Origin of the sequence: uncultured Fenollaria sp. (genome assembly GCF_934202865.1) — a bacterium.
In the GTDB taxonomy this organism is placed as follows: domain Bacteria; phylum Bacillota; class Clostridia; order Tissierellales; family Peptoniphilaceae; genus Fenollaria.
The window spans coordinates 1-11,703 of sequence record NZ_CAKPYL010000047.1 but is presented as its reverse complement, the minus strand read 5'-3'; the positions used below and the strand labels follow the sequence as shown (position 1 = coordinate 11,703).

Below are 11,703 nucleotides of genomic sequence, written 5' to 3'. Positions count from 1 at the left end.
TGGCTTAGGTATGTCAGCAAATCTATCGACAATTTCGTCTATAAGTTCGCTCTTCACCTCTTCATTTTCAACAGCAGCTATCTTCTTATATAGATCCATCTTAACATATTCGTCCGGTGCAAAGTCATCCGGTATATAAGCGTCCACGTTTATGTCGACTCTTGTATCGATATCCTCTTTCACCTCGTAGCCTCTAAGCTTCTTTATGGCAAGGTTCAAATACTTGATGTATAAGTCGTAGCCAATGGCAGCAATGTGACCATGTTGCGATGTGCCTAATAGGTTACCTGCGCCCCTAATCTGCAAGTCGCGCATAGCAATTTTGTATCCGCTACCAAGCTCAGTAAATTCTTTAATCGCCTTAAGTCTCGCCTCTTGCGTTTCAGTAAGAACTTTATTTTCTCTGTAAGTGAAGTAACCATAAGCAATTCTGTTCATTCTACCTACTCTTCCGCGGAGTTGATAAAGCTGGCTTAGACCCATATTTTCAGAGTTATATACGATGATGGTATTTGCATTAGGTATATCAAGCCCCGTTTCAATTATGGTTGTCGATAGCAAAACGTCATACTTATGATACATAAAGTCTATCATCACTTTTTCAAGCTTTGCCTCAGTCATTTGTCCGTGGCCAATGGCGATTCTTGCTTCGGGCACTAAATTTTGCAGTTCATTGTACATGGACTCAATCTTTTCGACATTGTTAAAGACAAAAAATACTTGGCCGTCTCTATCCATCTCTTTAAGTATGGCATCTCTAACAAGACTTTTGTTGTATTCCAAAACGTATGTTTGTATTGGATACCTATCTTGCGGTGCCTCTTCTATGACCGACATGCTTCTAATGCCTGAGAGTGCCATATGCATGGTCCTAGGTATAGGTGTCGCTGAAAGTGATAGCACGTCAACATTCTCTTTAAGCTTTTTTATCTTTTCTTTGTCTCTAACGCCAAATCTTTGCTCTTCATCTATAATCAATAGGCCAAGATCTTTAAATTTAACATCATCTGACAATAGTCTATGTGTGCCAACAACTATGTCTATGCTATGAGTTTGAAGCTCTTCAGCCGTTTGCTTTTGTTCTTTGCTTGTTCTAAAGCGTGACATCATAGCTGAACGTATTGGATATTTATTAAATCTTTCGATGATGGTTTCATAGTGCTGCTGACAAAGTATGGTTGTCGGGCACAAGAAAGCTACTTGCTTACCGTCCATGATGGCTTTAAATGCAGCTCTAAGAGCAACTTCAGTCTTACCGAAGCCAACGTCGCCGCATAAAAGTCTATCCATCGGCTTATTGGACTCCATATCTCTTTTTATATCGATAATTGCCTCAAGCTGCCCTTTTGTCTCTTCGTATGGGAATGACTCTTCGAACTCTCTTTGCCAAGCTGTATCCTTTGAAAAAGCATAGCCTTCTTTTTCTTCTCTTATTGCATATAGCTCGACTAAATCCTCAGCCATTCTCTCAATAGCCTTCTTAGACTTAGACTTTTGCTTTATCCAGTCATTTGTCGATAATTTATTTATCTTAACATCTTTACTGTCTTTATCAGAAAACTTCTGTATCCTATCCATCTGAGCTATAGGCACATAAAGCTTGTCCTCGCCTTTGTACTGTATATATAAGAAGTCTTTCTTCGCGCCAAGCACTTCTAGCTTAACTATACCCTTATATATGCCTACGCCGTGGTCTTCGTGAACGATGTATGTTCCTTCTGATATATCTGAAATATCAAGCTTCTTAGATGATTTCTTCTTTCTAATCTTTTCCTTTTGAGAGCCATAGACATCATTTTCAGATAAAACTATAAATTTATTTTCGCTAAAGACAAAGCCCCTCGTTGATGAGTCATTTCTTAATAATAGCTGAGATGACAAAATTTTGTCCTCAATCTCATTTTCTTGAAGAAAAGCTATATCGTTATCCTTAAGAAGCGAGTAAATCCTATCGTATCTTTCAATGTCTTTAATCGATAGAACTATCTTGTAGCCTCTTAGCTTATAGTGCCTTAAATCATCAAGCAATGCCTCGTACTTCGAATTGTATTTAGTTACCGAATTTAAATGCAAATTGTAAATGGCTTTCGGATTAAAATCTTTTGAGTTTATTAAAATATTTGAGATCAGTGCCAATTTATTCTTCTTAATCCTAGTTAGCAAATCACTATAAGACATGATGGCGTTAAATTCTTTTAGAAGTATCTCGCCATTCTTATATAGTGACTCCATCTCTTGAGTGTGAAAATTAATATACTTATCATACTCATCTTCAAGTCTTTTACTCTCATCTAAGTAAATATAAGTATTCTCATCAAAGTAATCAAAGATACTGCACTTATATTTATCAGGTATGTACCTTAATAGCAAAGACCTGTTCTTATCAAAACTATCTTCCCTAAGCATCTCAAAGTACTCTTTAAACTTTTCATTCATTAGTGAGTATGAGCTCTTGTTCGTCTCTTTTGTCTTGTCAAAATCCTTCTTTAAATTATCAATAATGCTTTTTTTGTACTCATCAAGAATTAAAATCTCTCTTGCAGGATTGATTAGAACCTCTTCAGTCGTAACAATGGTTTTTTGCGTATCCTTATCAAATATTCTTATAGAATCAATTTCATCACCAAAAAACTCTATTCTATATGGCATGTCAGATATAGTATCATATATATCGACTATAGAGCCTCTTAGAGCAAACTCGCCCTTGTTAGAAGCCATACTAGACCTTTTATATCCAAGCCTTAATAGTGAATCAAGAAGTTTTTCTATGTCTATAGTCTGATTAGTTTTTAAGCTAAAACTTAAATCTTCATAGATTTCCTTCTTGATAAGCTCTTCATCAAGTGTCTTTATATCCATAATTAAAATAGAGTTCTTCTTATTAATTAGAGAAACAAGGGTTTGAATCCTTGAGTACTCTGTCTCTAAAGAAGAGTCGCTAACATTGTAAAATAGCATCTCTCTTTTCTTTAGATAGTACACATTGGCGTGTGAATTCTTCAAGTCCTCGAATATTCTTCTAGCCCTTGCCTCATCATATGTTATAATTATTGAACTAGTATCAGTGTTCTCTTGGATAGTTTTTACACTTATGCCTATAGCTTCTTCTACAAGACCGTTAATAAATATAGGACTTACGCCGCCTTTGACGTCATTTACTATATCTTTGTATTGAAAAGCTAATAAACCTTTTTGTAAAATATCCATGTTCCACCTATTTTCCGTTGTACATATTCATCGCATAGTCTTCGCCTTTATCAAGTATAGAAAGGCACGCTTTAGCTGCGTTTTTATATGTTTTTTCTATATCTACTTTTTCTTCTTTAGAGTATCTAGATAAAACAAAGTCTGCCAAATCAAAATGCTCTGGTTTGTGACCAACCCCTAGCTTAACTCTAGTGAATTTATCATTGTTCAATTGATAAACTATTGATTTTAATCCATTGTGTGTACCAGCGCTGCCAGACTTCTTTATTCTTATGCTTGCAAAACTAATGTCTATATCATCTACAATAACTATCAAATCATTAATAGTTAATTTGTAGTATGACATAAACTCTCTTATTGCAATTCCACTTTCATTCATATAAGTCATCGGCTTCATTAAATATAATTTATCGCCATTGTAGCTTGTATATCCAAACTGAGAGTGAAACTTTGCATTATTTAGTTTAACATTAAGTTCCTCGCACAAAATATCAATAGTCTCAAAGCCCGCATTGTGCCTTGTGCCATCGAATCTGTCTCCAGGGTTGCCTAAGCCTACTATAAGTTTCATTAATCAAATATCGAGCTTATAGATTCGTTGTTGTGTATTCTTTCTATTGCTTTAGCTATTTGATCAGCTATGCTTACAACTTTAATCTTGTCTGTAACGTTACCAATGTTTAAAGGTATAGTGTCTGTAATTACAAACTCTTCTAGTTTACTGCTAATAAGTCTTTCGATAGCTGGTCCTGATAATACACCGTGAGTTGCGCATCCGTAAACTTTCTTTGCTCCGCCCTTTTCTGTTAAGTATTCAGCAGCATGACAGATAGTTCCAGCTGTATCTATGATATCGTCAACTAATATACAAGTCTTACCTTCTACATCACCGATAACATTCATTACTTCTGATACGTTTGGCTTTGGTCTTCTCTTTTCAATTATTGCTATAGAAGCATTTAATTCATTTGCAAAATTTCTCGCACGTGTTACTCCACCAAGGTCTGGTGATACAACAACTACATCATCAAGCTTTAATGTCTTGAAATACTCAGCTAAATGTTTTATAGCTGATAGATGGTCAACTGGTATATCAAAATAACCTTGAATTTGTCCTGCATGAAGGTCCATAAGAACTGCTCTATCAGCGCCAGCTTTTTCAATTAGATTAGCAACTAATTTAGCTGTTATTGGTTCTCTTGGTTTTGTCTTTCTATCTTGTCTTGCATAGCCATAGTATGGAATTACAGCGTTGATTCTGCCTGCAGAAGCTCTCTTACATGCATCAATCATGATTAGTAGTTCCATTAGATTGTCGTTAACTGGTTCATGAGTTGGTTGAACGATAAATACATCTGCTCCTCTAACTGTTTCTTTGATGTTAACAGCAATTTCTCCATCAGAAAAGTGTGTAACTTCTGAATCGATAAGCTCTGCACCTAAGTGCTTGCATACATCCTTTGCTAATTGTCTATTAGCGTTTCCTGTTAATACTTTTAGTTGTCCTAAAAATGAATTCATTTTTCTTCCTCCATGTTTTTTTTATTTTTTACCCAATCTATTTTATCAACTTGTCTAGCTCTCGCAATAGACAAAGAATCTTTGATAACTGTAGTTATTATAGTTGATCCTGCAGCAACATATGCATTCTCACCTATCTCTACAGGTGCAACTATATTAGAGTTGCTACCTATAAATGCGTTGTCCTCAACCTTAGATCTATACTTTTTCTTGCCATCATAGTTTGCAAATATAACACCGCAACCTATATTGACATTATTGCCAACGTCCGCATCACCTACATAAGCCAAGTGTCCAGCCTTAGTTCCATCGCCTAAACTTGCATTCTTTATCTCAACAAAATTACCTACTTTGCAATCCTTACCTACTTTAGAATTTGGTCTTAGATGTGCATTCGGACCTACCTTCGTTCTTTCACCGATATATGAGTCTTCAATAAGTGAGCTTTCGATACTAACATCTTTTGCTATGTGCGAATCTTTAATCCTTGTGTAGCCATATATCCTTACATTGTCCTCAATAACTGTCTTACCTTCAAGTATAACATCTGGATATATCTCAACATCTCTGCCTATCTTGACGTCTTCTTCAATATATACATTATCAGGATTCTTAAAGTAAACGCCTTCAAGCATCCATTTTCTAACTATGTTCTTTCTGACAATCTCTTCTATTTTTGCTAGATCTACTTGATTGTTAACGCCTAGCGCAATGTTTTGATCCTTGCTTATGTATGCGTCAACTTTCTTACCTTTACTTAACAAGTATGCAACTGCATCTGTTAGGTAATACTCTTTCTTAACGTTATCATTCTTTAGGTTATTTATAGAATCTAAAAAATCCTTACCTTTGAAGCAATATATGCCTGAGTTAACTTCTCTAATCTTTAATTCTTCTTCATTAGCATCTTTCTGTTCCACAATCTTAAGTAGCTTGTCAGCGTTATCTCTGATTATTCTTCCATAGCCATCACAGTTTTCTAAAACCGCACTTAGTATAGTAAGATTGTTATCGTTATCCATATGAAAACTTAGAAAACTTTTTAATATCTCTTCATTTACAAGTGGAGTATCTCCGAATGCGACTAATACATTGTCATCATTCGTAATGTAGTCTTTAGCAAGTGAAGCAGCATATCCAGTACCATAAGGTTCTCCAGGTCCCATTTTTTGCTCTATGAACTTTATGCTCTCATCCGAAGAAAAAGCTTCTATAACCTTATTTTTATTGTTGCCTACAATCAAGTATCTCTTATCAAAGCCCGACTTTGCCGTTGCATCTAGAACATACTGAAGCATTGGCTTTCCATTGATCTTGTGCAAAACTTTGATTAGAGAAGATTTCATGCGTGATCCTTCTCCCGCAGCTAGAATTATTGCTTGATTCATTATATAATTTCTCCTTTCCATTTACCGCTTCTAAATAATATGTAGCCATATATTGCCGTAAATAAATTCGATAAACTCATCGCAAGCCATATCGCTATTGGTCCCATCATAAATACGTATTTAAATAAAAGGATCATAGGTATTCTAAGTGCCCATAGTCTTCCTAAAAGCATCTTCATAGCCATATCTGTTTTGCCTGAGCCTTGGAAGAGTCCTTGATAGACACTATATAGACCCATGCAGAAATTTGTTATCAGTATGAAGAACAAAAACTGTCTAGACAAAAACATAACATTTTCGCTTGCTTCTTTTAAAAATATCCCTAGGACTTGATCTCTAAATATCCAAACGACTATCGCTCCCGATATTGTAACGATATTTGACATATTACAAGCCTTTCTAAAAGCAAGTTTAACTCTGTCATAGTTCTTGACTCCTTTATTTTGTCCGACTATACTTACTATTGATTGACCAATGCCTCCTGGCGGCATAGATATGATTGAAGTTACTCTATTGACAGTAACAAATGCTGTAAGTGTATCTTGGCCGTATGACAAGACAAACACATTTAAGATGATAAAGCCAAGTGCCTCACCAGACTGACCAATACAAGATGGCAGCGCTATGGATAAAATTTTATTTGAAGCTTCTTTATCGTATTTATATGAAAAAAAGTTTAAATCAATTAATCCCTTTTTGCTAGCTATAATTATAATTGCTACAGCCATAAAAACTTGTGAAATAACTGTTGCTATAGCGGCTCCCTTGATTCCCATGTTAAAGCCTTTAAAGCCAAGATATGGAACCTTTTCGTATATGAATATAGGGTCGCAAATCATGTTTATCACAGCAGAGATACCGCTTATGATGGTAGGCGTTTTTGTGTCTCCTGATGCTTGGAAAATTGAGTTTGTAGCAAAATATAAATAAACAAAGGGAAAGCCTAAATAAAGAATTTCTAGATAATCTTTACTCTCAGTATATAAATCTCCCTTGGCACCCATCAGTTTAATTATTAAACCAGATGAAAGTAGTCCTAAAACAACCACTATGATAGATAGTATAAAGGTTAATATATATAAATTTTCTCTATATACTTTTGCTTTTTCATAATCAGACCGGCCAATTAGCTGAGAAATAATTCCAGTTCCGGCTATACTAAGACCAATGCCTATCGATATGAATAAGAATAGTATCGGCCAAACAAAGCCTGTTGCTGCAAAACTTGTTTCTCCTATGCCGCTGACCCAAAATGAATCTACTAAATTGTATAATGTTTGTATCAAATTATTTAATACTATAGGTGTCGCAAGCGTAATTATTGCTTTTCTCATATCACCATGTAGTATTAATTGTTTTCTCTCTTCTAAATCTAAAGTCATATTGTCCCCTATTTTTTAAGTAAATAAATCAGCGCTCCTAAACCGATTAATGTATATAGATATATAAACGGTGTATTTAAGAATATTAGCAATGCATTTATGCCTACCAATATTGCTGTGATAAACATAGATGCCATTCCTGCCCAGAAATATCCTTTTTGTCCATTCTTAATTTTTGTAACGTCCATTGAGAATGGTATATTCTTTAACATTAAATCTGAAGCTATAATTGCTGATAACATTATAAATATTATTGGATTTATATAGTCTACAAACCACGCATTTCTTAGTAGAAATGATATTATCATTGCGTTTATGAGTATTGGCACAAATATAAAGGCAAATAGACCACCTTTCTTCACTCCATTTCTAAATTCTTTAATTCTTATATTTCCAGTAATTAAATGTATTATAGATGCCTTATAACTTGTAGCATAGTTTAATATCTGCCAAATGCTCATTGCCATCATAGCTGACATATAATTAACTAATGTAATAAATCTAGCATGGTCTTTTAAGACAGCATCAGCCATTGGATCGCTACTTTTCTTAAACATGGCAAAATAAAATATTAGTGGATATACAATTATCATTAGCGATATAGAGCCAAGTTGAAATTTTAATTTTTCATCCGAACCCTTCATCCAAAACACCATGTTTACTCCAGCCCTCTCCATATCGTTCTTTGCAAAGAGCTTGTTTGTAAATCTTTGTAGGAAGCTTGTCTTTTTATTAATTATAACTTTATCTTTCTTAGCTAATATTTCTTCAAAATCTTTAGATATGGCTGTGTTTATAGCGATCAATGCTACGAATAGTGCTATCAATAAAACAGTATAAATTATATTTATTGTTTCAAAATTGCCATAAATGAGTTCAAATGGTCCTGTAAACCACATCGGTATAAATAAATATTTAAATGACTCACTTGTAAATATTCTTAAAGCTGTTTCTTTGTCAATAGCGTTAGCAATTATTTGAAATCCTACCATAATAACAACAAATATAAGTACTTGAACTGTTGTTATGATAGACTTTATATTAAGATTTTTAAATAATTTAAATAATACATAATAAAAAATGTATTCAAACATTACAAGGCTTATTGAAAGCATAATTACTTCTAAAAGCAGGATTAAAAACTCTTGTGGCCTTTTAACTAATGTGATTATTAGTGCCGGTCCAAACATAATTAAACTTAGCTTTACAATATATATAATTAGTGAAATTAATCTTGCTAAGTTTACTTCTCTTTCGCCAACAGGCTTATAAAGAAGTATATCTCTGTCTCTAGTATCTATAAGAACTTCAGTAAAGTCAACTACTATGCCTGCAAAGAATAAGAAGATACCAACAGCAAATAATACAGTGTATCTTGTTTTTACATCATCAACACTAGCGCAAAGTCCTGCTAGTACAAGTCCATATATCAAAAATAATATATAACCCTTCTTAAAAAAGCTATTGTTTTGAAAGAATTCAAATACCTTACTCTTGGTATCTTGTCCTGAAAAGCTATTTGAAAAAGCGGAAGTCCTTCTATTCTCCATAATAAGCTTTGCTTTGAGTATAGCTCTTAGCTTATCATAATCAACTTTTAAGCCTTTAAAAAGAGGCTTGAATAGATCAAGCACCTTTAACGAGAATAATTTAAACATCACTTTCACCCATAGCGTTAACAAACTCTTCTGCTAATTCCTTGTGATTAGTAAAGCCAGTTACCTCATTGAAGATATTTTCAAGTGACTCATCACTGCCTTCATTGTTATTAAGCGTTTTCTTGATATTGTCTATACTATCGTTTAAAATAACCTTGCCGTCTTGTAGAAGTATTATTTTGTCTGATAGTTTTTCTACTACCTCTAAAATATGTGATGAGTAGAATATAGTCTTGCCTTTATTTTTAAGAGATGCAAGGATTTCTTTTATTACTAGTACTGAGTTTGCATCTATACCACTTAATGGCTCATCTAAAAAAACTATATCTGGATCGTGTAATAGAGATAAAACAAAAAGATACTTTTGTCTCATACCTTTTGAGAATGATGATATTTGTGAATCCATCACATCTTTCATATCAAGAACTTCTAGCATAGTTTTCGCTCTCTTAACAGCACTTTCAACATCAATCTCATATAAAGCTGCATTAAGCTCTATGTTTTCAACTGCTGTAAGGTTCTCATAAACTTCACTAGCTTCTGGAACGTAGCCTATCCTCTTCTTATAATCAAGTGAGTTTTTGATATTCTTTCCAAATACAGAGACTTCTCCGTAGCAATCTCTATTTAGACCCATAATTATTTTTATAGTTGTTGATTTACCAGCTCCATTAGGTCCAATGTAGCCAATGATTTCGCCAGAATTGACAGAAAAGTTTACATCTTTTAAGATTTCTTTGCCGTCAAAAGCGTTTGATAAGTGCTCTACTTTTAATATCTCCATATTGCCTCCTGTGTTTGATAGATTAATTAGCTTTAACTAAATCTACGATATAGTCTTTGAAATCCTTACCGTTAACTGTAACTGCTCCTGTTCCTCCGAAGATATCTACGCTTATTTTGAAGAAGTTCACTACTATAGTGTTTCCGTCGATGTATTTTTCTTCTAAGTGTCCTGGAACGAAGATAAGTGTCTTATCTGCATCAATTCCGTCTAGATTAAGCTTCTTGATTGGTTCAACCATCATATTAACAACGCCTAAGTCTTCTGTCATCCACATATTGTTGTTCCAGAATTTCTTTTCTTCTTTTGAAGCGTCGCTTAATAGTTCATTATTTGATATAGCTGATAATACTTTTCTAACTGATTCTTCATTGAAACCTTCGCAGAATGTGTATTTCATTTCATCTCTTTCTGCTACGCTTCTGATATAGTCTTCAGAAACCTTTTCTCTCTCTGAAATGCTTTGCCAAAAGAAAAGCATCATCTCAATTACTTCTGTGTTAATTTTTACTGACATATTAATCCTCCTTAATTTCTATGGAATCGTCATTAATAATTATTTTTCTTTGTCTATACAAAATGGCGATTGCCCTTTTAAATGATGACTTACTCATGTTAAAGACCTTCCTGATCTCGTCAGGATCACTCTTATCTGCGTAATTCATCTTTCCTTTATTCTTTAGTAGTATCTCATAAACCTTTAGTGAATCACTCTTGTGCTCGTCATAAGCAGACTTCTCAAGCTTAGTGCTTAATATAAGCCTTCCGTCGTCACGAACAGCCTGTACCCTAAACTTCATTCTCTCGCCTAAATCATAGTCTTCGAAAACGTCCTTCTTTTGTACCATAGCTTCGTATTTATCATCAACTGCAACGAATAAACCAAATTCTCTAGATATATTGTAGATAACACCATCAACAATATCTCCCTTATGAATACCTTCTGATCTTTCTAAAGTCTTTCTTATCTTCATAGTTGTCGCAAGTCTACCAGACTTATCTATATACAATTTGACTAGAACCATGGAATTAAGTTTTGGCTCTCTAATTGTCTCTGAAAATGGTAGTAAGACGTCCTTATCAAGGCCCATGTTTAAGAAGTAGCCTATCCTTGTCTTGCTGACTACCTTTAGCTCTCTAATCTCGCCTAGTTCTATAAATGGCATGCGAAAAGTAGATACAATCTCATTATCAACTGGATAGTTGAAAATTTTAACAGTATCTCCTATATCATAATTCTTTTCATTGGACTTAATATGATAAGTGTTTTTATCAAAGTCTTCAAGAGTATATTCATCAGCTTTGTGATTAATTACTTTTGCTTCAATTGTTTTTCCTAAATTGTTCATTTAATACCTCTACATAAAATTTCATGATAATTATATCATAAACAATAATTTTTTTCAATACAAGTCTAGTCAATATAAGAGTCTTAATCGATTGAATGAAAGACTTGTCACATGAAAAACACCTCTAAAGCTAGAGGTGAATCATCTTATTTATCTCTATAAGCAATCATAATGTCTTCAAGTATCTCTGGTGAAGTTCTTGGTGTGTATGAAAGACAGTTTGCTCCTGCTTTAATAGTCTCAAGTATATGTTCATCACTGTGACCACCTGTAGCTATGATAGGAAACTTATCTCCGACAATCTTTCTTACATGTCTAATTAAGTTTGCTGTGTCTTTGCCGCCAGCTATATTAAGTATCCTTGCTCCAGCATTGATCTTGCCTTCGATGTCATCGTTGTATGAGGAATAAATA

Annotated in this window: 9 protein-coding genes and 1 pseudogene; all 10 read right to left on the bottom strand. The window is 34.0% G+C overall.

The genetic code is table 11. From position 1 onward, the window contains the following. Positions 1–3,207, bottom strand: a 3,207-nt coding sequence (gene mfd, locus Q0E71_RS05480; RefSeq protein WP_294796835.1) for a transcription-repair coupling factor, incomplete at its 3' end; no start/stop codon positions are given. 7 nt (positions 3,208–3,214) lie between these two features. Then, positions 3,215–3,778 (bottom strand): aminoacyl-tRNA hydrolase, encoded by a 564-nt coding sequence (pth, locus tag Q0E71_RS05475; protein WP_294796833.1) that lies wholly within the window; start codon positions 3,776–3,778, stop codon positions 3,215–3,217. Next, positions 3,778–4,728: a ribose-phosphate pyrophosphokinase gene (locus tag Q0E71_RS05470; protein WP_294796831.1), complete on the bottom strand. Its 951-nt coding sequence runs from the start codon at positions 4,726–4,728 to the stop codon at positions 3,778–3,780. The genes pth and Q0E71_RS05470 overlap by 1 nt, the downstream gene beginning before the upstream one ends. Beyond that, positions 4,725–6,116, bottom strand: coding sequence for a bifunctional UDP-N-acetylglucosamine diphosphorylase/glucosamine-1-phosphate N-acetyltransferase GlmU (glmU, locus tag Q0E71_RS05465; protein WP_294796829.1), 1,392 nt, complete (start codon positions 6,114–6,116; stop codon positions 4,725–4,727). The genes Q0E71_RS05470 and glmU overlap by 4 nt, the downstream gene beginning before the upstream one ends. After that, entirely contained in the window at positions 6,116–7,498 is a 1,383-nt protein-coding gene (locus tag Q0E71_RS05460; RefSeq protein WP_294796827.1) for an MATE family efflux transporter, read from the bottom strand. Before Q0E71_RS05460 ends, glmU begins: the two co-directional genes overlap by 1 nt. 8 nt (positions 7,499–7,506) lie before the next feature. Beyond that, positions 7,507–9,156 (bottom strand): hypothetical protein, encoded by a 1,650-nt coding sequence (locus Q0E71_RS05455; RefSeq protein WP_294796825.1) that lies wholly within the window; start codon positions 9,154–9,156, stop codon positions 7,507–7,509. After that, positions 9,149–9,940 (bottom strand): ABC transporter ATP-binding protein, encoded by a 792-nt coding sequence (locus Q0E71_RS05450; protein WP_294796823.1) that lies wholly within the window; start codon positions 9,938–9,940, stop codon positions 9,149–9,151. Before Q0E71_RS05450 ends, Q0E71_RS05455 begins: the two co-directional genes overlap by 8 nt. Positions 9,941–9,962: 22 nt before the next feature. Then, positions 9,963–10,457 (bottom strand): hypothetical protein, encoded by a 495-nt coding sequence (locus tag Q0E71_RS05445; protein WP_294796821.1) that lies wholly within the window; start codon positions 10,455–10,457, stop codon positions 9,963–9,965. Between the two features lies 1 nt (position 10,458). Further along, complete coding sequence (locus Q0E71_RS05440; RefSeq protein WP_294796819.1) at positions 10,459–11,289, bottom strand: S1 RNA-binding domain-containing protein; 831 nt, start codon at positions 11,287–11,289, stop codon at positions 10,459–10,461. Positions 11,290–11,435: 146 nt separating this feature from the next. After that, positions 11,436–11,703, bottom strand: a pseudogene (locus tag Q0E71_RS05435) (hydrolase); the annotation flags it as partial.

Coding starts and splice junctions, on each gene's coding strand:
- pth (WP_294796833.1), bottom strand. CDS start 3,778: ATGAAACTTATAGTAGGCTTAGGCAACCCTGGAGACAGATTCGATGGC.
- Q0E71_RS05470 (WP_294796831.1), bottom strand. CDS start 4,728: ATGAATTCATTTTTAGGACAACTAAAAGTATTAACAGGAAACGCTAAT.
- glmU (WP_294796829.1), bottom strand. CDS start 6,116: ATGAATCAAGCAATAATTCTAGCTGCGGGAGAAGGATCACGCATGAAA.
- Q0E71_RS05460 (WP_294796827.1), bottom strand. CDS start 7,498: ATGACTTTAGATTTAGAAGAGAGAAAACAATTAATACTACATGGTGAT.
- Q0E71_RS05455 (WP_294796825.1), bottom strand. CDS start 9,156: ATGTTTAAATTATTCTCGTTAAAGGTGCTTGATCTATTCAAGCCTCTT.
- Q0E71_RS05450 (WP_294796823.1), bottom strand. CDS start 9,940: ATGGAGATATTAAAAGTAGAGCACTTATCAAACGCTTTTGACGGCAAA.
- Q0E71_RS05445 (WP_294796821.1), bottom strand. CDS start 10,457: ATGTCAGTAAAAATTAACACAGAAGTAATTGAGATGATGCTTTTCTTT.
- Q0E71_RS05440 (WP_294796819.1), bottom strand. CDS start 11,289: ATGAACAATTTAGGAAAAACAATTGAAGCAAAAGTAATTAATCACAAA.